The sequence below is a fragment of the Arthrobacter sp. E70 genome, assembly GCF_058266945.1.
The window spans coordinates 283,102-303,372 of the sequence record NZ_JBYQFR010000001.1; the positions used below are offsets into that span (position 1 = coordinate 283,102).

Sequence of the window (20,271 nt, forward strand, 5' to 3'; positions counted from 1 at the left end):
ACCAAACCAGCAGGAGGGTTAAGCAGTGCTTCAGGATGACGATGAATATTTGTTCGATATCCGCCGCCTCTCGCTGTTGATGGAGGTGGTGGAACAGGGGTCTATTACCGCGGCGGCCGAACTGCGCCTGTACAGTCCCTCCGCGGTCTCGCAGCAGCTGCGCAAGCTGGAGCAGGAAGTGGGCCAGCCGCTGCTCAACCGCCGCTCCCGTGGTGTTGTGCCCACGGAAGCGGGCCAGATGCTCGCAGCCCATGCACGGAAGATCGTGCGGCAAATGCAGGCGGCCCAGGCCGACCTGAACCAACTCGCCGGCCTCAAGCGGGGATCCCTCACCGTGGGTACGTTCCCCACCCTGGCCGGGTCCTTCCTGCCGCTTGTCATCCGGGCCTTCAAGAAGCGTTACCCCGCCATCGGCCTGTCGCTGCGGAGCGCGCGGTTCGATGAGCTCGTGGCTGACCTGGAGTCCGGGGTGACCGGGTTGTGCCTGCTGTGGGACTACCCCTGGAACCCCTTCCATGACGACGCCATCCGGGTCACCGAGGTCTTCCGTGAAAGCACCGTGGTGCTGGTGGCCCGCGGGCACCGGCTCGCCGACCGGGAAGAAGTGAGCATGGCGGACCTACGCAACGAATCGTGGATCGTTCGTGCGGAGGCCCATCCTGTGGTGGAGGTGCTGCAGCGGTCGGCCCACGACGCCGGGTTCGAACCGGCTATTGCCTTCCAGGCCAACGACTACCAGGAAGCGCAGGCCATGGTCAGCGTAGGAATGGGGGTGGCCATGGTCCCCAAGACAGCAGTGGCGCTCCAGCACCCCGACGTCCGGGTCCTCAGCCTGGGGGAGGCAGCCCCCTTGCGACGGGTGCTCTTGGCGCAGCGGCAGGACAAGGTGTACGCCCCGGCGGAGGTCGCCTTCCACTCAACCCTGTTGGAAATCGCCCGGGAACGGGCAGCAGATTACTTGTAGACCGTAGGGTGGAAAGCGGGCCGGGTGCATACCCGGCCCTGCAAGGCAGTTCCCAGGTGAAAGGCAGGACCATGACCGTTTCCAGTGACGATCCCCAGAACACCGCAGACCTCCGCGGGCCCGGCGATCCGGACGAGGCGAAGGACGAAGCCACAAAAGCGCCGCAGTCCGGCCTGCACCCCGAGCAGCCCGGTGCCGCGAACATCCGGGAGGAACAGCAGGCGCACGCAGCCGGAACGGTGCCGGCATCGTACGTGGGAGGCGGGGCGGCCGGGCAGGAGCACAAGCCGGAAGAGGCCGTGGAGGAGCCCGGAACCTGGGACGACGAAGTCTGACCATGATCACCCGCGCCGATGTTGACCAGGCCGCGCAACGGACCGCCGGCCTTCTCCGCAGGACGCCCGTGCTGGCGGCGGACAGCGACGCTGCCCCGGGACACGTGTGGTTCAAATGCGAATTCATGCAGCACACCGGAACCTTCAAGGCCCGTGGCGCACTCAACCGGATCCTGGCGAGCAAGGAGCGCGGGGAGCTGCGGGCGGACGTGGGCGTGGTGGTGGCATCCGGAGGAAACGCGGGGCTGGCCAATGCCTACGCAGCCAGGGAGCTCGGGGTTCCAGCCACAGTTTTCGTTCCTGAGGCTGCCCCCGCCGTCAAAGTCGCCAAGCTGACCGCGATCGGTGCCACCGTAGTCCAGGGCGGCGCCGAATATGCCGCCGCCTACGAGGCGGCCATCGCGCACGCGGCGGAAACCGGGGCGGTTTACTGCCATGCCTACGACCAGTCCGAGATCGCCGCCGGTGCCGGGACCGTGGGGACGGAACTGCTGGAGCAGGTGCCGGACGTGGACACGGTCCTGGTGGCGGTGGGCGGTGGCGGCCTGATGGCAGGCGTCGCCGCCGCCGTCGAAGGTTTTGCCAAAGTGGTGGCCGTGGAGCCGGAATTGGCGCCCACCTTGCATGCCGCGCTCGCGGCAGGGGAACCGGTGGACGTCGCTGTATCGGGCGTCGCGGCGGACTCTTTGGGTGCCCGCCGCGTAGGCGACATCGGCTTCTCCGTCGCGGTACGCTGCGGCGTCGGAAGCGTCCTGGTCTCCGACGCGGACATCACCGCCGCGCGCTCCGCGTTGTGGAACGACTACCGGATCGTCGTCGAGCACGGTGCCGCGGCAGCCTACGCGGCGCTGACGTCAGGTGCGTACGTGCCGGCGGATGATGAACGTGTTGCTGTCATCCTGTGCGGCGCCAACACGGACCCGGCAGCGCTCTAGGTCAAGGACAAAGCGACCGGGCGCCCGCAAGAGCATGGCGCCCGGTCCGTTCACCGAAGGGTCCTAGCCAGCGGCCTGGCAGAACTTGGTGTAGGTGCTGCCGGCTTCCTGGTAGCCGGACTGGAGGTCCGCTAGCTTGTCCTTGTCCGGGTTTTCCTTGGCCTGTTCATCCGTGTAGGCAAGGATGGACGCCAGTGCGGGCTTGAGGTCGTCCGAGGCCACTGCGTGGATGGGCCGGATCTGGTTGGCGAGGTTGTTCATGCCCGTCTTGCCGGCGTTGTTGGCGGGGTTCGACACAACGGCCTGGATCCGCTCGCAGGTCTCAGCGGTGGTCAGTTGGTGGGAAGCGGAGCAGGCCGTGGCGGAAGCTACGAGGCCGGCGGCAAACAGGGCTGTGGCGAATTTCTTCATGGGTCCCTCGGTAGTGGTCAGAGGTTCCGATTGTAAGCAGATTAGGTAGCCCGATGCCTTCGCGGGCCTTTCTGCAGAGCTTAAAATGGCAGCACCAATCGTGCGGAGCTGCCGCAGATGGGCCCCGCGCGCATCAGCACCAGACTAAGGAACCAGCATGCGCCGATCAGTAGGACGGCGGGCCGCGGCGGGACTCGTGGCCGGCTTTGCCTTGCTTCTCCCCACGGCCCTTCCCGCCTTGGCTGACCCGCCTTCCGGCGTCATTGTGCTCGACGGCGCCACCTCCGCCGAGGGCATCGCGGCGGGCGAGGGGAAGACTTTCTATGCCGGGGAGCTCACCACCGGCGACATCTTCCGCGGAGACATCCGCAAAGGCACCGCCACCCGCTTTATTGACGCACCGGCAGGCCGTGCCGCCGCCGGCATGAAGGCTGATACCTGCCACGACCTGCTGTTCGTTGCGGGCGCGGCCACCGGCAAGGCGTTCGTCTACAACACGGATACCGGCAAGCCCGTGGCCGATATCAAACTTGCGGCGGGGTTCATCAATGACGTCACCCTGACCCAGGACGGGGCGTGGTTCACCAACTCGATGGCCGCAGAACTCTACTTCCTGCCGGTGGGGGACGGCGGCAAACTCGGCAAGGTCCAGACTCTCAAGCTGACCGGCCCCGCCGCCGAACTCACGCAGGGGTTCAACCTCAACGGCATCGCTGCCACTGAAAATGGCAAGACGCTCATCGTTGCCCATTCCAACAATGGCGCGCTTTACACGGTAAACCCGAAGACCGGCAAGAGCGCGCTGATCAAGGGCGTCAGCGTTCCGTTCGTGGACGGCATCCTGGTGCATGGCGATGATGTGTGGGCGGTCCAGAACATGCTGAACCAGATCGCCCGGATCGACCTGACCAGCGACCTGACCTCCGGCGTCCTGAGGGATACCATCAAGAGCCCGGACTTCAACGTGCCCACCACCGTTGCCCGGTTCGGGAACACCCTGGCCGCAGTGAACGCCCAGTTCAACCAGCCGCCGAGCCCCTTCGAGGTGGTCCTGGTTCCCGCGCACGACCCCGACCTTTAAATCGACACCGACCTTTAACACGGCCCGGACCTTAAGGCGGAACTGGCTGGCAGTACGGACTGCCAGCCAGTTCGCGTGGGCCCCGGGCCGCGTCAGATGGTGCGCGTCGCCTTCGCCAGGTTGTCCTTCAGCTCCCCCGCGGTCTGCCGCTTCACGTAGGCCGGGCGGTCCCGCTCCACGCGCCAACTCTCGGAGAGCGGGCCGACGTCGACGGTATCGAAGCCGAACTCGTCATACAGCCGCGTTACCAGTTCGGCCGCCTCCGGATAATCGCTGGCGGTGGCCAGCGCGCGCCGGTCCTCGGTCCCGGCGGGGCTTCCGTCCGTGGTGATGTCCCTGGCCATGATGTGGTTGAAGCCCTTGGCCACCTTGGAATCCGGGAGGTGCTCCTGCAGCAGCCCTGAGGTGGTGGCTTCGCCGTTGTCCAGGGCGGGAATGCGGCCGTCGCGCTCCCAGTAGTAGTTGTTCGTGTCGATAACGATCTTGCCGGCGAGCGGCTCCACCGGAACATCCTTGTAGTTCTTCAGCGGCACCGTGACCACGGCGAAGTCGCCTGCAGCTGCCGCATCGGCGGCGGTGGCCGCACGTGCCCTGGGTCCGAGTTCGGCCACCAGGTCCTTCAGTGTTTCCGGCCCGCGGGAGTTGCTGATGACCACGTCATAGCCCAGTTCAACCGCCTTCCGGGCAACCTGGCTTCCGATATGTCCTGCACCGATGATTCCGATTGTTGTCATATGGGGCCCAACAGCGGCCTTCGCGGGGATATTTCAGGGGACTTTTGGGAATAAACCGGCCCTCGCACGGCTACTTTCCGAGATAGCGGCCGGGCCGGTGGTTCAGCGCGAGGATGAGGTTCAGCAGGGTGGCGCCGGCCGCGGACAGCAGCACCATCAGTGGCGGAACGAGCGCCAGCGCGGCCAGCACGATGGCCACATCCAGCACCATCTGCACGTAGCCGGCCCGCCACTTCAGTTTTTCCTGGAGCAGCAGGGCAAGGATGTTGAAGCCGCCGAGGCTGGATTTGTGCCGGAACAGGATCAGCAGCCCGACGCCGGCCAGCAGGTTTCCGCCCAGCACGCCGTACAGGGGATCGCTGTGCAGCGGCCCGAGCGCGGCTGGGTGCAGGCTGGCCATCACTGAGACCAGGGCGATGGCGGCGCCGGTCCGAAGGGCGAAGTTCCAGCCCTTCTTCCAGATGGCCAGACCGAAGAACGGCAGGTTCACCGCGAAGAAGATGACCCCGAACGGCAGCGGGACGGTGTAGCTGAGCAGCAGTGCTAGGCCTGCGGTTCCACCCGTGACGGCAGCGCTGGACTTGAGCAGGAACAGCCCCAGCGACGCAGCGAACGTGCCGGTGAGGATGCCCAGGACATCCTCAACCGCGGAATGCCGGACGGCCGACGGCGGCACGGCGCCTGCCGCCGTCGTGATTTCCCCAGCGGGTGAGACGGCGGTGCTCATTGCGCTGTGCCCGGTTCAAGCCCAAACCGCCCGCGGTCGGCCAGGACCGCCAGGACCCTGTTGTTGGTGTCGGGGTCGGCGAGCGTGATCCGGACACCGTCCATGGCGTAGCCGCGGGCCAGGATGTCGGCCTCGCCGAGGGCGGCGAGCAGCCGTTCCCGAAGCCCGTCGGAAGCGCGGAGCCAGTAGAAGTTCGCCTGGCTGTCCGGCACGTCCCAGCCGTAGCCGCGAAGGGCTTCGATGACCCGGGCCCGTTCCGCAGCCACCGCATCAGTCCGCTCGAGGATTTCCTCCTCGGCGGCCAGCGACGCAACCGCTGCAGCCTGCGCCATCCTGTTGACGCCGAACGGCACGGCGGTACGGCGCAGGCCCTCGGCGATGCCAGGCCGCGCGATGGCGTAGCCGACCCGCAGTCCTGCCAGCCCGTAGGCCTTCGAGAAGGTGCGCAGGATGCAGAGGTTGGGGTAGCGGCGGTAGAAGTCCAGCGCGTCCACGCCCGGGCCGCGCTGGAATTCGATGTAGGCCTCGTCCAGTACCACGAGCACCCGCGGCGGCACGGACCGCAGGAAGCGCTCCAGCGCATCCCCGCTGATGGACACGCCCGTGGGATTGTTGGGCGAGCAAAGGATCACCAGACGCGTCCGGTCCGTGATCGCCGCGGCCATGGCGTCGAGGTCGTGGTGTTCGTCGGCCAGCAGCGGCACGCGGACGGAGACGGCGCCGGCCACGGCCACGAGGATGGGGTAGGCCTCGAAGGACCGCCAGGCGAACACCACTTCGTCACCGTGGCCGCACACTGCGGAGATGATTTGCTGCAGCACACCCGAGCTTCCCGGTCCGGCGGCAACTTCATCGGCGCTGACGCCATGGTGCCGTGCGATTGCTTCCCGTGTCTCCACGGCACCCATGCTGGGGTAGCGGTGGATGCGGCCGGCCTCGGCGGTGATTGCCTCCACCACCGACGGCAGGGGAGGAAAGTGGCTTTCGTTCGAGGCCAGCGCCGCGGTCAGCTCAGTCCGGGCGCTCCTGCCGGCCACGTAAGGGGGGAGCTGGGCGACGGCGGCACGCACCTCGGGTGCGGCGGTTTCGGGAAGGGTGCTGGTCATGCACAGCATGTTGGGGCAATGCAGGACGTTTGCGCAACACAGCCTTCGGCGTCAGGACAGATCCGGGTGCGTTGACATGAGGTGGTGGCAAAATGCTCAGTATGCACCTCATCGATGCCCTTGACGCAGAGATCCTCCTCACACTGGACCGGGACCCGCAGGCGACGGTCCTGTCCCTGTCACGCTCGCTGGGCGTGGCACGGAATACCATCCATGCGAGACTGCGCCGCCTGGTGAATGACGGCAGCCTGGCCCCGTTCAGCCAGCGCGTCCGGACCGCTGCCCTGGGCCTTCCACTGACCGCTTTCATCTCCATCTCCATCAGTCAATCCTCCAGCGACGCCGCCGTGGCAGCCTTGCAGGACATTCCGGAAATCATCGAAATGCACGCCACCACGGGCGACGCGGACCTGCTCGCGAAAGTGGCCGCGAAGGACCCGGCCGACCTGCACCGGGTGACCAATGCGATGCTGGCGATTGCCGGCGTCGTCCGCACCAGTACCGCGATGTCCCTGGTGGAAGTGATGCCCACGCGCACAGTGCCGCTCCTGCAGGCGGTGGCGGCGAAGTAGCGCCGGCAGGGCGGGCCGCAATATGCGCACAAGCAAACGCATGTGAACAATTTCTCCCAATCACTTTCGGTCAAAGCCTTGACCGGGATTGTCAGACGCTGATAAACCTAGAGGGCGGAAAGCGCTTTCTATGCGCGGCGGTCCCATGTCAATCACTCATCAAAGGGAATTGCCGACGCGTCTTTGAAACGTTCCAAACTGTTGTGCGGCAGACTCAGCTGCCGCCGCATCAAAGGAGATGTTCTTTTGGCAAACCCCTCAATGTGTTCCTTGAGAAACCGCGCGGGCCGGGCATGGAAGGCTGCGCCCGCCGGTGTCGCAGCCACGCTGACGGCGGCAGCACTGGTGTTCACCGGTGTTCCCCTCGCTGCGGCCGACCCCGGTCAACCCAATCCCGGTGTGGCGCAGCAGTCGCAGCCCAAGCGCCAGGTGGAGAACCTGGACCGGGCACCCGTCGCAGTGCTGACGGACCAGGGTGTCAGCCTCGGCTGGCGGATGCTGGGCCTGGACGGGGACAGCATTGGCTTCCACGTCATCCGGGACGGCGTCCAGATCACCGACGAGCCTATCCGGAATACCACCACCTACCTGGACCCGGCGGGAACGGGGGACTCCAAGTACGTCATCAAGACCGTGGGCAACGGCAACGGGCAGGACAAACTCACTGCCGAATTCAGTCCGCTGGCCCAGAACTACCTGCCCATTAAGCTGGACAAGCCAGCCGACGGCGTCACCCCCGCCGGGCAGACCTACAGCTACACCGCCAATGACTCCAGTGTCGCCGATCTGGATGGCGACGGCACCTATGAAATCATCCAGCTCTGGAACCCCACCAACGCGCAGGACAACTCCAAGTCCGGCTACACCGGCAACGTCTACATGGATGCCTACAAGATGGATGGCACCAAGCTCTGGCGCATCGACCTGGGCCGCAACATCCGTGCAGGTGCGCATTACACGCAGATGCTGGCCTACGACTTCGACGGCGACGGCAAGGCCGAAGTGGCCTTCAAGACCGCAGACGGCACCACCGACGCGGCGGGCACGGTGATCGGGGATCCTGCGGCGGACTACCGCAGCAGCGCCGGCTATGTGCTGTCCGGGCCCGAATTCCTCACGGTCTTCAACGGCGCCAACGGCACCATCATGGACACAGTCCCTTACGACCCGCCGCGTGGCGCCGTGTCCGCGTGGGGCGACAGCTACGGCAACCGGGTGGACCGCTTCCTCGCGGGCGTGGCCTACCTCGACGGCGAGCACCCCTCCATGATGTTCAGCCGTGGCTACTACACACGCACCGTCCTGGTTACCTATGACCTGGTGAACGGCAAGCTGGCCAAGCGCTGGAAGTTCGACTCCGATGTGGCGGGCGCCGAGTACAAGGGGCAGGGCAACCACAATCTGTCCGTTGCGGATGTGGACCAGGACGGCAAGGACGAGTTCGTCTTCGGCTCCATGACCATCGATGACAACGGAACGCCGCTGTACAACACCAGGCTCGGCCACGGCGACGCCATCCACACCGGCGACCTCGACCCGTCCCGCCCTGGCCTGGAGACCTTCGCGGTGCACGAAAGCATGTCCGCCAGCGGCAACCGCGGCGCCACCTTCCGCGACTCTGCCACCGGTGAAGTGCTCTGGAGCATCCCGGCCGTCAAGGACACCGGCCGTGGCGCCACCGGCGACATCGACCCGCGCTTCCCGGGCTCAGAGAGCTGGGCAGTAGGCGGCGACGCCGCCTGGAACTCGCCGGTGGGCTACCTCATGTCCGCCAAGGGCGAGCGGATCGGGGACAAGATCCCGGCGGCCAACTTCATGGCCTGGTGGGACGGCGACCTGCTCCGCGAGATCGTGGATCACGATTTCGATGCAGCTGCGGGCATGGGCGTGCCCACCATCTCCAAGTGGAACTGGGAAACCCAGGCCAGCGACCGGCTCCTGACGGCCGACGGTGCCCGCACCAACAACCACACCAAGGGCAACCCGTCGCTCCAGGCGGACCTCCTCGGCGACTGGCGGGAGGAACTGGTGTTCCCGTCGGCGGACAGCACCGAACTGCGGATCTACACCACCACCTCGCCCACGGGGGTCCGGCTCCGCACCCTGATGCACGATCCGATGTACCGGACCGGTGTGGCGCGCGAGACCGTGGGCTACAACCAGCCGCCGCACCCCAGCTTCTTCATCGGCCAGGACATGCAGGCCCCGGCCATGCCGTCCGTGTTCTACGCGGGTGACGCGAAGTAGGTCTTGCCGCGAAAGCGCCGCCCGCCTCGGGGGAGAGGCGGGCGGCGCTTTGGCTTGTGCGGGCTAAGCCGGCGCTAGTCCGGCGATGTCACTCCGGCAGGCTCAGTGGCCGCCGAGGTTGCCGCCCACCGGCGGAAGGCCGCCGTCGGGCCTGCGGTCGTCCTCGCGCCGTTCGCCGGCGCTCAGGTTCTCGCCCTCCAGCGTCTCGTCGGACTCGCCCGTGGCATCCACCAGGCCGTTGGTCTGGTCGAACGGGTGGCCGATCCGGCCGTCGTCCAGGTCACCGATCGAGCCCGATGCCGGCGTCGTGCTTGCCCTGGGCGTCTCCGATTCCGTCCAGGCGGCGCCGGTGGTGGCCCCCGTGGTCAGCGGCTCGGCCGGAACAACGGGTTCCGCCGGTGCCACCGGGGTGGTTTCCGTGACCGTCACGTCGCGGGTTTCTTCCTTGTCCTTGTTGCCGCTTGCGGCCATTGCCGCCGCTGCGCCTGCTGCCGCTGCCACACCAAGGCCGGCAGCCATCTTGCCGGAAACGCCGGCTTTGCCGGAATCGCCCAGGGAGGCGCCTGCGTGCTCGACGCCGGGGGTTCCAACTGTTGCTCCGGGGTTGACAGCGCCGCGCCACGCACCGCTGGCGTAGCCTTCGTCCTCAATGAACTCCTTGAACCGCTGCAGGTCAGCTTCGGCCTGCCGGTCCACGACGTTGAGCTTGTCGCCCACCTTCTCAATCAAGCCTTCGGGTTCGTATTCGAGCGTCAGCCGCAGCGACGTCTGGCCCCCGCCGACGTCCTCGAATTCCACGGCGCCGGCATTTGTGGCGCCTTCCGTGGCGGCCCAGGCAACCTTGCGGTCCGGTACCTGCTCAAGGATCTTTGCTTCCCACTGCCGGCGTACGCCGCCGATCTCGGCCACCCACTCCAGCCGGTCGTCACTGAGCTGCGTCACGCTCTTCACGCCGCCCATGAAATGCGGGAATTCCTCGAACTGGGTCCACTGGTTGTAGGCCGTGCTCACCGGAACGTTCACCAGAATGCGTTTTTCCACCTTCGTGCTCATAACGTCTCCTTCGCTGTGTTACCGGAAGCCGATGAGTCGGTAAAAATCATCAGCATGCTTACCAACATACCTTTTGGTCGCGCATGTTTCCAGAGCCCAACCTGTTGCCGGTTCAGCGGCGAGGCATCAACGTACGACGGCGGCACGCGGCCTTGGGTGAGAGGGCCCGGTGCCGCCGTCGCCGGTCATCCACGGGAGGTTCAGCGCAGGTGCTTGCCCACCAGCGCCAGGTTCTGGATGACCGCGAGCCCGAACTGGGCCGTGTCATTGGTGGAGACGGTGGGGGCCTCGTCCATCGGCAGCAGCACGTGCGGTGGCCGTACCTTCCGCAGCGTGAAGGCCGAGCCATGGTTCAGGTGCTCCCCGCCTTCGGCGAAGCTTTCCCACGCCCTGGCGGCCAGCTCCGGATCGCCCAGCCGGGCGGCGGCATAGGCGGTGAGCCGGCTGTGCGCCTGCGTGAGGTGGATGCCCGCAAGCGGCTGGCCCACAGCTTTGGCCTGTTCCTCCGGGGTTGCCAGGAACAGGCGGCAGTACTGCAGCCACGCCCGCTCGAACTCCGGATCATCCACCAGGTCCACCAACTCGCTGCAGATCTCCACCAGCCCGAACACTGCGCTTAGGTGTGACACCGAAATCTGCTTCCGGCCGGTGTCGAAGCGGCCCTTGTCCAGGTCATACAGGGCTTCGCCCGTGAGGAAGCCGTACTTGAGCGCCCCGATGTCCGCCATGGTGCCCAGCAGCCGGTCCCGGGAGCGCGGGTTGCCCGTGCGTTCCCAGTCGGTCAGCCAGGTGGCCGCGAGCGAGCCCCAGTCCGTGCCGAGCCCCACCCCGAGGGCACCGCGGTTGGGCCGGTAGGTGTCGGCGTCGGGGCGGACCTTGCGCACGGGGTCCAGGCCCAGGAAGGTCCGATCGCTGTCCACCAGTTCGGCCAGGAGGTCACCGGTGCGCTCATCCGCCGTCAGGTAGTAGTAGAAGCGCCGGTAGGCGGGCGTGCTGATCCGCAACTGCTTGGCGCTGCAGCCCCAGTGCTGGACGTTGTGCCGCGAGCCCAGGCCCTTCCATGGCCCCAGGTGGTAGACGTCCACCTCGCCGGTGTGCCGGGTCATGGCCTCGGCGAACCGGAAGATGTCCGCGCGGCCGGACCGCAGGTAGGAGTACCAGAGCCAGAGATCGGGGGAGAGTTCCGAGTTGTCCCAGGCGTATCCGCCCACGTCGTAGCGCCAGACGTGCCGGTCGTGGTCATAGGTGTGCATCACGTCGCCGTGGTTCCAGAACCCGTACCACCGGCGCTGCTCCACTTGTCCCGCATAGAAGTCGAAGAGGAAGTCCAGATGGTCCTCGAGCTCCGCGCGGGCGGGGGTGCTGCGGTCCACCGGGTCCCAGTCGCCAAAGACGCCCACGGAGTGCAGGTATTCCGGCGTGGCCTGGAGCAGGGCCGGCGTGGACACCGCTGCGGCGTCCGCAGCGAGGATTTCGGTGGAAGGGGTGCGGTCATAGGCGAACAGAGTTAACTCAGATGTGCGGGCAATGCCTGTCGCATTGCCGAAGCCCGGTTCGTAGTCCTCGTACGTGATTTCAAGGCCTTCAAGCTGTTCTTCGAAAGTGTCCTGGCCCATGCCGTCGTGGTAGAAACGCAGGTCCATGGGCTGGGCTTCCGGGGAGTAGAGCCAAGCGGTCAGGGTGGCCTCGCTGCCGGCCGCGCCGCGGATGTCCAGCTGCCCGGGGTGCGACTGCCAGAAGTCCTTGATACCCACGCCCAGGCCGCCGCGGGTATCGCTCAGCGCGCAGAATCCGGCCGAGCGGGTGCCGCCGGAAATACCCACCCAGCCATGGCCTGGAGCCGTGCGCTTGCGCAGTTCGAAGCCGTCCGCGGTGAGCTGGGCGAGGGTGTAGTCGCCCCACCTGGGGATGAGGTGCAGCCGTCCGGAGACCTCCGGGTTCCAGGTTTCCGGCGGGGGAGTGGGCCTGCCGGCAATCTGGGCTTCGCGGACCGCCATTCCCGGATCGCGCCGCAGCCCGGTGAGGCCGCGGACAGCTTCGGTGAGGAAGCCGCCGTCGGCCCCGGCGATGCGCACGTGCCGGTCATGCGGGTCGGCCTCGAGCGGGACGGTGAAGCGGACACCCAGGCCGGCCAGGAAGTCCCGCTCCGCGTCGCCGTCCCAGATGAACGAGTGGACCATCCGCACGCTGCGTGCGTTGGCGTAGAAGTAGAACCGGACCACGAATGGCAGCCAGTCCCGCCCGCCGCCCGGCGCATCCGGGCGGTGCCGGCCTTCCAGCCGGACCACAGCGCGGACCGGCCCGTCCTGTTCGACGGCGACGTGGGTAACCTCGCCGGTGTAGGCGTCACGTCGTGCGGTCCCGGCGCCTTCGGGGACGCCGTCCTGCAGCAGGCTGACCAGCCTGGCGTCCCGGGCAACTTCCCGGCCGTCCCGGGTGAGGCTGCTGAACAGGGTGCTGCCGCTGCGGTTGATCACCATCTGCAGTGTGCCGGTGTCCACCGTCAGGGCGCCGCCCCCTTCGGTGACGGTGACCCTCGCAGTGGACGACGCCGGCTGGTTGGCTCCGGAAAGTGCCGCACCGCCGTCGAACGTTACGCGGTAGCTGCCGGAGGGTGCGTCCGTGGCCCCGAGCGCCAGGCCCGCCCACTTCACCGAGCCGTCCGGCCACGTGGCCAGGGGCCACGCCTGGCTGGCGACAGGGTTGCCCTCGGCATCTTGCACTGCCAGGCTGCCTGGGCCGCTGAGGGTTCCGCGCGCGAAGGGCATGCCCCACGTGGCTCCGCCGCTGATCCCTGCCGGTGCCACGCCGTCGATCCACTTGATGAGCGTTTCCGCCATGTGCTCCACTCCATTGTTTCATCCTGCTATGAAAGCGCTTTCTGATACGTTTCAAAATAGTGGCCGGCCGGGAGTGCCGCAAGGGTGGACCAGGAGGGGGTTGCCTGGTAAAGCTCAGGACCAAAGACTCTTAACCCGCGCGGCGCAGGAGTTGAAGCTGGAACTGTACGAGGCAATGCGGCAGGAACGGGGCTAACTGCATGTCGGCATCCGCCGAGTACGCATAACCAGCACCGCACCACATTGAGGAAGCAAAAATGTCTGCGTCATCAGCGCATCCCGGCGTTGGCGCGAGCCACCACCGCACTGCAATCGAACTCACCGCCCTGATTTCCGGCGGGATCTTCGCCCTCGTGGGCATCCTGGGATTCATTCCCGGCGTCACCACCAACTACTCGCAGCTGGCCTTCGCCGGCCATGACTCCGGCGCCCTGCTCCTGGGCGTGTTCCAGGTGTCCATCCTGCACAACATTGTCCACCTGCTCTTCGGCGCGGCAGGCCTGATCATGGGCCGGACCGCAGTCCAGTCCAGGTACTTCCTGCTCGGCGGCGGCGTCCTGTACCTGGTGATCTGGCTTTACGGCCTGTTGATCGACCAGGCATCAGCGGCCAACTTCATCCCGGTCAACACTGCGGACAACTGGCTCCATGCCGTACTTGGCGTGGCCATGATAGTCCTCGGCTTCGTGCTGGGACGCCACGAAACCGGCACTGAGCGGAGGATCTAGCTTTTCGCTGCGGCCCCGCCGTCGTCCGGTCCTTCGGCGGGGTCCTGGCTGTGCACCCGGATGTCGGCCGGGTCCGCATCGGGATCGCCTTCCGCGGGTGATTCAGCGTGGACCCGGTCGTCGTCGTCCCGTGAATGATCTTCTGTCATGGCTGCTCCTTAAAGAGCCTGGGGAGTTGCGCTACCCATCATTCAGCGCCCAGGCGCTTGGCCTGTCAAGCACTTCCCGCCCTTGCTTCTGCTCTGGCTTGCTCCTGCTCTGGCCGGGGAGTGCTGTCTGTGTTGGACTGGGAAGGCAGTGGGCACCACTCCCGTTCCGGGGGGCGGTGCTGTTTCCAGTTACCGTACAGCCAGCCGGGTGCTCCGGCTGTTGGAGAGGAACACGCATGGCAACGTACAAGATCGGGTACTTCGTGGGCAGCCTGGCGAAGGGCTCCATCAACAGGGTCCTGGCCAACGCCTTGATCAAACTTGCACCGGAGGAACTGGAGTTCACGGAGATCCCCATCAAGGACCTTCCGCTGTACAGCTACGACTACGACGCCGATTTTCCGCCCGAGGGGCGGGCCCTCAAGGAGGCCATCGAGGCCGCGGACGGCATCCTGTTCGTTTCCCCGGAGTACAACCGTTCCATCCCCGGCGCCCTGAAGAATGCCATCGACTGGGGTTCGCGGCCGTGGGGCACAAATTCCTTCGCGCGCAAGCCCACGGGCATCATCGGGGCATCCCCGGGAAGCATCGGCACGGCCGTCATGCAGTCCTCCATGCGTGCTGTCCTGAGCTTCCTGGACGCACCCCAGCTGAATGCGCCGGAGGCGTACGTCAAATACGATCCGGCCGCATTCGGCGACGGCGGCGAGGTCAAGGACGAGTCCACCGCCAAGTTCCTGGGGCACTACATGGAGGAGTACGCAGCCTTCGTGGCGCGCGTCCTGGCCGCGAACGCACCCGGCCACATCGGCGACCTGAAGCCGGACTCAGCCAAACTGTCGCGCTAGCTGCGCGTACCACCAGGCATACGGATGCCCGCCATCCCAGCAACGGCGGGCATCCGAGTGTCCGGCCCGGGTTCGAGGCTCAGGGTGCGGGGATCAGTCCAGGGGCAGCGTCACCGTGACGCTGGTGCCGTTGCCCGGGGCGGAGGAGATGTCCACGGAACCGCCGGCCTCCTGGACCGCGACCGACATGAGGCGCAGGCCGTAGCCGTGGTGCCGCCCGCACGTGGCGCGCTGGCTGTCAAAGCCCGTGCCGTCGTCGGACACCACAAGGCGGATGCCGTGGTCGACGGCCGCAAGCTGGATATTGATCGAGGACGCGGCGGAGTACTTGTAGGCGTTGCTCAGCGCCTCGCGTCCGGACTGGTAGAGGAGGGACGCGCAGTCTGCCGGGATCTCGATGCCCCAGTGCGGGGTATCCCAGTGGACCGACGTACCCCGCTGGCGCAGGGGCGCGGTGAGCCGATCGATGCAGCCAGCCAGCCCCAACGTATGAAAATCCAGCGGCCGCTGGTCCGTCAGCACGCCGCCTATGGTTGCGACTTCGCTGTCCAACGCTGTTTGGTGTCCCATGACTTCCTGCTCCCCAAGCTGGTTTGTCTGATGGCTCCAGCGTGCGCGTGCAAGTTCTAGGTGCCGCAAGGTTTGCCGCAAGATCCCATCAATTCTGCGCGGGGGGCGTCACGGGAATAGTCTGGCGTCTTGACGGCCTGGCAGCCTCCATGTAACTGGCCGTTGTTTCATTCCTGCGGAGCTGGGGACGGAAGACTCATGCCTACTTGGTTAATGTCACTCGTGTGGGGCACCGGTGCCGGCGCGGCCCTGGTCCTGGGGTCGGCCGTGTCCTGGCGGTGGTCGATACCTTCCAAAGTCGTCTCCACGATCATGGCGTTCGGGGCCGGGGTGCTGATCTCGGCCCTCGCGTTCGAACTCGTGGACGAGGCCGTGAAGGGCGGCGGCCTGTGGCCCACGGTGGCCGGCTTCCTGGCCGGGGCAGTGGTGTACGTGGGAGCCAACATGGCGCTGTCGCGTGCGGGCGCAAAGCACCGCAAGCGGTCCGGGGACCAGCAGCCGAGCGAGCAGGACAATCCGGGCAGCGGCACAGCGATCGCCGTTGGGGCGCTGCTGGACGGCGTGCCGGAATCCGTGGTCCTTGGCGTCGGGTTGCTGGCCGGGGGAGCGGTGAGCCCGGCCATGCTGGCCGCCGTCTTCATCTCGAACGTACCGGAGGGGCTCTCCGGGACGGCGGGCATGAAGAAGGCAGGCCGGAGCGCGGGCTACGTGTTTGGCCTGTGGGGGAGCATTGCCTTGCTTAGCGGGCTCGCGGCGCTGCTGGGATACGTGGCCCTGGAGGACGCGCCGGAGGAGCTGGTGGCATTCATTACCTCTGTTGCCGCCGGCGGCATCCTGGCCATGCTGGCGGACACCATGATTCCGGAGGCCTTCGAGGAGCACCACAACCTCACCGGGCTGACGGCGGCTGTGGGCTTCCTGACGGCTTTCACGGTGCACCACTTGGGGTGATTAGGCACCCGCCAGCACCGGCGCTGTGAGCCTGCCGTCCCGCATGGTGGCCACCACATCAGTGAGCGGTACGAACTCGGTGTCATGCGTGACCATCACCGTGGCCACCGAAAATTCGGTGGTCACCTCCCGGAGCAGCCGGACGACAGATTCGCTCCGCTCGTGGTCCAGCGCCGCCGTCGGCTCGTCCACCAGCAGCACTTTGGGGCTGCCCATGAGCGCCCGGGCGATGTTGACGCGCTGGCGCTGCCCGCCGGAGAGCTGGTGCGGCAGTTTCCGCCCGCTCGAGGAGAGTCCGACGATGGCCAGCAGTTCGGCTGCCTTCTCCCGGGCCGCCTTGGCAGGCTTCCCTCGCAGGTGGTCGCTGATGATGAGCTGCTCGACTGCGGTGAGCGCGGGGAGCAGGTTGGGCTGCTGGAAGATGATGCCCACCTTTTCCCGCCGCAGCGCTGCAAGTTCCTTTTCCTTGAGGCCCGCGGTATCGGTGCCGTCGATGACCACCTGGCCGCGGGTGGGGCGGACCAGCGTGGCGGCAACGGCCAGCAGGCTCGATTTGCCGGACCCGGAAGGCCCCACGAGCGAGACCACCTTGCCTGCATGGGCCGTGAGGTTGACCCTGTCCAGGGCGGTGGTGGTCCCGCCTCCGTCGGGGTATTCGAGTGTGACGTTGACCAGTGACAGGGGAGCGGCTGTGGACATCGGGAAGTTTCCTTTCAACGGGGTGGGAATCTAGTTGCCGCCGAGCGCCAGGAGCGCGTCGACCTTGGTGGCGCGGCGGACGGCGAGGGCCGCACCCACCAGTCCCAGGGCAACGATCCCGACGACGGGAAGCACCGTGGTGGCCACGTTCAGCTGGAACGGGGCGGCCTCGGCGGCGAGGAAGCCGGCCGCCACACCAACGGCCCCTCCGACGGCGGCGCCCGCCACCAGCACGATGGCAGCCTGGGTGATGGCATCCCGGAGGACGTAGGAGCCCGGGGCGCCCAGGGCTTTCAGGACGGCGATGTCGCGGGTGCGCTGAATGGTCCAGACGGTCAGGAACGCCACGATCACCAGTGAGGAGATCCCGTACAGGAAAGCCTGCATCAGGGTGAGGGACCCGTTTTCGCTTTTGAACGAGCCCAGGGCCTGGAAGGAACCGGTACGGGACTCGCTCACGGTGTGTGCCGCCGCGTCGCCGGCTGCCCTATCCACCGTGGCCCCGTTCGCGTAGGTGACGGCGATGACGGTAGCCAGTTGACCGCCGTCGGACACGTGTGCCGCCTTGGCCCATGCCGGCAGGGCTGTCCACACGACGCTGGTGTGGGCGTACCACTGGTCCGGCACCACGGCAGCAACCGAAACCTCTACACCGCCCAGGGACACGCTGCCGCCCTGGCCCACGGACAGGGCCTCCGCCACAGAGGCACCCAGCACGGCGGTCCCCGCGGACACGTCAACCGGCGCCAGGGGACTGCCGGGGGAGACACCGAAGACGGCCACGTTCGCCGTTCCAGAACCATCCGGGGTCTGCGCCCGTGTCTGGGTGATGCCCAGCGGCTCGGCGGATTGGACGCCGGGCTGGTTCCGCCAGCTCTCCACCTGCGCGGCCGTGACGGAGCTTTCCGTGTACGACGCCTTGGGGGTGCCGGTTCCGGGGGCGCCGAAGGCGATGGTGTCCACCGGTTTGCCGGCTGCTGCGCCCAGCTTGCCGATGGCGGATGTCGACTGCTCGGCCAGGCCAGCCGTCAGGCCGGACAGCATGACGAGCAGGAGGGTGATCAGGGCTACGACGCCGCCCATCATGGCGAACCGGCCTTTGGCGAAGCGGATATCGCGGATTGCCAGGAACACGTTGTTCTTCTCTCAGCAGGGGTGGATTCTTTTCGTCTTCCACTCTCCCCGCGGGGGCCCGCGGCTCCATCACGGATACGGTTGATCCGCAGGGATGGAAGGGTGGAGCGCGGAGTCAACCATTTGATTGATCCCCGGGAACCGATCGCGGCATAAGCTGAGAAAATGCCTTCCACGCCCTTGCCGCCACCCTCGACGACGGCCGCCGGCGTTCCCGCGACGGGGCCCGTGAGCGCCCTGGAAACGGCGTCCTCAGCGACGATCCTTCGCATCCTGCGGGTCACCCTGCACACCGGATTCGCCGTGCTCCTGGCCGTGGCTCTGGTCCGGATGCTGATGGCCGGCGGTCCGCTGCGCTGGTTGTGGGCGGGGGCCGCCGCCGTCCTCGCCGCTGTCTACCTGGCCGGGACTGTCCTGGAGAAGCGCCATGCGGAAGGCCGCGTTGCCTTCAACCCACGCCGCTACGGGCTCCTATGGCTGGCACTGGTCACGGCACTGTGGGCTCTCCTGCTTGCCGGGAGCGCCGACTTCGCCTGGCTGGCCTTCCCCATCTTCTTCCTCCACCTGCACCTGCTGCCACGCCGCGCCGCGCTGCTGACGATCGCGCTGATGACCCTCGCCGTCATCGCCTCGCAGTGGGCTGTCAGCGGCACGCCGGTCCCGCACGCGGCCGCCGTCGTGGGCCCCCTGCTGGGAGCCATCTTCTCCGTGATCACCGGGCTTGCCTATGCCGCGCTCTACCGGGAGGCCGAAAACCAGCGGCGCGCGGCGGACGAGCTGCGCCGCACGCGGGAGGAACTGGCCCGCTCCCAGCACGAGGCCGGCATGCTGGCCGAGCGGGAGCGGCTTGCCCGCGAAATCCACGACACCCTGGCCCAGGGGTTGTCCAGCATTGTGCTGCTGGGGAGGGCGGCCGGGCAGTCCCTCGCCGTCGGGGACACCGTCACGGCGTCGTCGCGGCTGGAGCTGGTGCAGCAGACCGCGGCGGACAACCTGGCCGAGGCGCGCAGCTTTGTTCGTGGCCTGTCTTCCCCGCAGCTGGACGGGACCTCGCTGGTGGAGGCCTTGCGCCGGCTGTGTGCAGCGACGGAAACGGGTGCCGCCGCGGCCGGGCTGCCGCTGCGCTGCCGCCTCGAGGTGGACGGCGAGCCGCAGGAGCTGCCCCAGCCCGTCCGTGTCGCCTTGCTGCGCGCGGCCCAGGCGAGCCTCGCGAACGTCCGCGAACACGCGCGGGCCGCGAACGCCGTCGTCACCCTTGCCTTCCTGGGCACCGGGGTGACCATGGACATTTACGACGACGGCACGGGCTTTGACCCCGCCGCTGCGGATGGTGCCGCTCACGCAGCGGACGGCAGCGGGTTCGGGCTGCGCTCGCTGCGGGAGCGTGTCACCGCATTGAACGGATCGATCACGGTGGAATCCGCGCCCGGCGAGGGCACCGTGGTGGGCATCAGGCTGCCCTTGGAGTGGACACATGGGTGAGGTCCGGGTGTTGCTGGTTGACGACCATCCCGTGGTGCGCGCCGGTCTGCGCGCCATGCTCACCGGAATCGAAGGTATTTCCATTGCCGCGGAGGCCGCCGACGGCAAAGCGGCCCTGAAGGAACTGGCGAGGCTGGCGTCGCTTGGCGAGCCTGTCGACGTTGTGCTCATGGACCTGCAGATGGGGGAAGGGATGGACGGCGTCACTGCCACGGCGGCCATCCGGACGCTTGATGCTCCTCCGCCCGTGCTGATCCTCACCACCTACGACACCGATGCGGACATCCTCGCGGCGGTGGAAGCCGGCGCCAGCGGCTACATGCTGAAGGACGCACCGCCCGAACAGCTGCGGCAGGCCGTCCTGCAGGCGGCGGCGGGCGGGACGGTCCTGGCACCGCGGGCGGCCGCGCTGCTGATGGACCGGATCAGCAACCCGGGCACGTCCCTGACTCCACGCGAAGTGCAGTTGCTCGAGCTGCTGGCCACCGGGCTGTCCAACCGGGCCATCGCCAAGCAGGTCTTCATTTCCGAAGCCACCGTGAAGACCCACCTGGTGCACATCTACGGCAAGCTCGGCGTGGATAACCGGACGGCCGCCATAGCTGCCGCCACGCAGCGCCGGATCATCCGGCCGCCGGGCGCCAAGGCGTGACCTTGGTGGCGCACGACGACGGGACGCGGCGTGTGACGGCCATCGCATTGCAG

21 protein-coding genes are annotated in these 20,271 nt (G+C 67.2%); 11 read left to right on the forward strand and 10 right to left on the reverse strand.

Translation table 11 applies throughout. The features are described from left to right. The first annotated feature begins 25 nt into the window (after nucleotides 1–25). The 3 genes from AC3IMC_RS01325 (at nucleotide 26) to AC3IMC_RS01335 (ending at nucleotide 2,234) form a co-directional block, all read left to right on the forward strand. Nucleotides 26–964: a LysR family transcriptional regulator gene (locus AC3IMC_RS01325; protein ID WP_490916624.1), complete on the forward strand. Its 939-nt coding sequence runs from the start codon at nucleotides 26–28 to the stop codon at nucleotides 962–964. Between the two features lie 71 nt (nucleotides 965–1,035). Continuing rightward, the gene (locus tag AC3IMC_RS01330; protein ID WP_490916625.1) at nucleotides 1,036–1,299 is read left to right on the forward strand and encodes a hypothetical protein; all 264 of its coding nucleotides are present in this window, start codon (nucleotides 1,036–1,038) and stop codon (nucleotides 1,297–1,299) included. Between the two features lie 2 nt (nucleotides 1,300–1,301). Continuing rightward, the gene (locus AC3IMC_RS01335) at nucleotides 1,302–2,234 is read left to right on the forward strand and encodes a threonine/serine dehydratase (protein ID WP_490916626.1); all 933 of its coding nucleotides are present in this window, start codon (nucleotides 1,302–1,304) and stop codon (nucleotides 2,232–2,234) included. A gap of 63 nt (nucleotides 2,235–2,297) precedes the next feature. Here the strand turns inward: AC3IMC_RS01335 and AC3IMC_RS01340 are convergent, their stop codons facing one another. Next, the gene (locus tag AC3IMC_RS01340; RefSeq protein ID WP_461857230.1) at nucleotides 2,298–2,645 is read right to left on the reverse strand and encodes a hypothetical protein; all 348 of its coding nucleotides are present in this window, start codon (nucleotides 2,643–2,645) and stop codon (nucleotides 2,298–2,300) included. Nucleotides 2,646–2,802: 157 nt separating this feature from the next. On the opposite strand from AC3IMC_RS01340, the gene AC3IMC_RS01345 reads away from it, so the two are divergent. Further along, a complete protein-coding gene (locus tag AC3IMC_RS01345) occupies nucleotides 2,803–3,726 on the forward strand; it encodes an SMP-30/gluconolactonase/LRE family protein (RefSeq protein ID WP_490916627.1) in 924 nt (307 codons plus the stop codon). A 92-nt stretch (nucleotides 3,727–3,818) separates the two neighbouring features. Here the strand turns inward: AC3IMC_RS01345 and AC3IMC_RS01350 are convergent, their stop codons facing one another. The 3 genes from AC3IMC_RS01350 to hisC form a co-directional block, all read right to left on the reverse strand. Continuing rightward, nucleotides 3,819–4,460: an NADPH-dependent F420 reductase gene (locus AC3IMC_RS01350; protein WP_490916628.1), complete on the reverse strand. Its 642-nt coding sequence runs from the start codon at nucleotides 4,458–4,460 to the stop codon at nucleotides 3,819–3,821. A gap of 70 nt (nucleotides 4,461–4,530) precedes the next feature. Continuing rightward, entirely contained in the window at nucleotides 4,531–5,187 is a 657-nt protein-coding gene (locus tag AC3IMC_RS01355; protein ID WP_490916629.1) for a YitT family protein, read from the reverse strand. Then, nucleotides 5,184–6,302, reverse strand: coding sequence for a histidinol-phosphate transaminase (gene hisC, locus AC3IMC_RS01360; protein WP_490916630.1), 1,119 nt, complete (start codon nucleotides 6,300–6,302; stop codon nucleotides 5,184–5,186). Before hisC ends, AC3IMC_RS01355 begins: the two co-directional genes overlap by 4 nt. A gap of 83 nt (nucleotides 6,303–6,385) precedes the next feature. On the opposite strand from hisC, the gene AC3IMC_RS01365 reads away from it, so the two are divergent. Together AC3IMC_RS01365 and AC3IMC_RS01370 are read left to right on the forward strand one after the other, a co-directional pair. After that, the gene (locus AC3IMC_RS01365; RefSeq protein ID WP_490916631.1) at nucleotides 6,386–6,865 is read left to right on the forward strand and encodes an Lrp/AsnC family transcriptional regulator; all 480 of its coding nucleotides are present in this window, start codon (nucleotides 6,386–6,388) and stop codon (nucleotides 6,863–6,865) included. Nucleotides 6,866–7,126: 261 nt separating this feature from the next. Beyond that, the gene (locus AC3IMC_RS01370) at nucleotides 7,127–9,112 is read left to right on the forward strand and encodes a rhamnogalacturonan lyase (RefSeq protein ID WP_490916775.1); all 1,986 of its coding nucleotides are present in this window, start codon (nucleotides 7,127–7,129) and stop codon (nucleotides 9,110–9,112) included. Nucleotides 9,113–9,214: 102 nt separating this feature from the next. On the opposite strand, the gene AC3IMC_RS01375 is transcribed toward AC3IMC_RS01370, so the two are convergent. Both AC3IMC_RS01375 and AC3IMC_RS01380 read right to left on the reverse strand, forming a co-directional pair. Continuing rightward, the gene (locus AC3IMC_RS01375; protein ID WP_490916633.1) at nucleotides 9,215–10,165 is read right to left on the reverse strand and encodes an SRPBCC family protein; all 951 of its coding nucleotides are present in this window, start codon (nucleotides 10,163–10,165) and stop codon (nucleotides 9,215–9,217) included. Nucleotides 10,166–10,365: 200 nt separating this feature from the next. Continuing rightward, nucleotides 10,366–13,005 carry an exo-rhamnogalacturonan lyase family protein gene (locus AC3IMC_RS01380; RefSeq protein WP_490916634.1) on the reverse strand — a complete coding sequence of 880 codons (2,640 nt, stop codon included), beginning with the start codon at nucleotides 13,003–13,005 and terminating at the stop codon, nucleotides 10,366–10,368. A gap of 257 nt (nucleotides 13,006–13,262) precedes the next feature. Here AC3IMC_RS01380 and AC3IMC_RS01385 point away from each other — a divergent pair, with 257 nt between their 5' ends. After that, nucleotides 13,263–13,733, forward strand: a complete 471-nt coding sequence (locus AC3IMC_RS01385; protein WP_490916635.1) for a DUF4383 domain-containing protein — start codon at nucleotides 13,263–13,265, stop codon at nucleotides 13,731–13,733. On the opposite strand, the gene AC3IMC_RS01390 is transcribed toward AC3IMC_RS01385, so the two are convergent. Next, a complete protein-coding gene (locus AC3IMC_RS01390) occupies nucleotides 13,730–13,882 on the reverse strand; it encodes a hypothetical protein (RefSeq protein WP_490916636.1) in 153 nt (50 codons plus the stop codon). The two genes, AC3IMC_RS01385 and AC3IMC_RS01390, sit on opposite strands and share 4 nt — an antisense overlap. 236 nt (nucleotides 13,883–14,118) lie before the next feature. Here AC3IMC_RS01390 and AC3IMC_RS01395 point away from each other — a divergent pair, with 236 nt between their 5' ends. Beyond that, nucleotides 14,119–14,730, forward strand: coding sequence for an NADPH-dependent FMN reductase (locus AC3IMC_RS01395; RefSeq protein ID WP_490916637.1), 612 nt, complete (start codon nucleotides 14,119–14,121; stop codon nucleotides 14,728–14,730). A 93-nt stretch (nucleotides 14,731–14,823) separates the two neighbouring features. Here the strand turns inward: AC3IMC_RS01395 and AC3IMC_RS01400 are convergent, their stop codons facing one another. Beyond that, nucleotides 14,824–15,300: a sensor histidine kinase gene (locus AC3IMC_RS01400; protein ID WP_490916638.1), complete on the reverse strand. Its 477-nt coding sequence runs from the start codon at nucleotides 15,298–15,300 to the stop codon at nucleotides 14,824–14,826. Between the two features lie 198 nt (nucleotides 15,301–15,498). Between AC3IMC_RS01400 and AC3IMC_RS01405 the strand changes: the two genes are divergently transcribed. Then, nucleotides 15,499–16,251, forward strand: a complete 753-nt coding sequence (locus AC3IMC_RS01405) for a ZIP family metal transporter (RefSeq protein WP_490916639.1) — start codon at nucleotides 15,499–15,501, stop codon at nucleotides 16,249–16,251. On the opposite strand, the gene AC3IMC_RS01410 is transcribed toward AC3IMC_RS01405, so the two are convergent. After that, nucleotides 16,252–16,950: an ABC transporter ATP-binding protein gene (locus AC3IMC_RS01410; RefSeq protein WP_490916640.1), complete on the reverse strand. Its 699-nt coding sequence runs from the start codon at nucleotides 16,948–16,950 to the stop codon at nucleotides 16,252–16,254. It abuts the gene before it with no gap. A 30-nt stretch (nucleotides 16,951–16,980) separates the two neighbouring features. Then, a complete protein-coding gene (locus tag AC3IMC_RS01415) occupies nucleotides 16,981–18,084 on the reverse strand; it encodes an ABC transporter permease (RefSeq protein ID WP_490916641.1) in 1,104 nt (367 codons plus the stop codon). 165 nt (nucleotides 18,085–18,249) lie between these two features. On the opposite strand from AC3IMC_RS01415, the gene AC3IMC_RS01420 reads away from it, so the two are divergent. Both AC3IMC_RS01420 and AC3IMC_RS01425 read left to right on the forward strand, forming a co-directional pair. Next, nucleotides 18,250–19,566, forward strand: coding sequence for a sensor histidine kinase (locus AC3IMC_RS01420; RefSeq protein WP_490916642.1), 1,317 nt, complete (start codon nucleotides 18,250–18,252; stop codon nucleotides 19,564–19,566). Next, nucleotides 19,559–20,218, forward strand: coding sequence for a response regulator (locus tag AC3IMC_RS01425; protein WP_490916644.1), 660 nt, complete (start codon nucleotides 19,559–19,561; stop codon nucleotides 20,216–20,218). The genes AC3IMC_RS01420 and AC3IMC_RS01425 overlap by 8 nt, the downstream gene beginning before the upstream one ends. The last annotated feature ends 53 nt before the right edge of the window (nucleotides 20,219–20,271 follow it).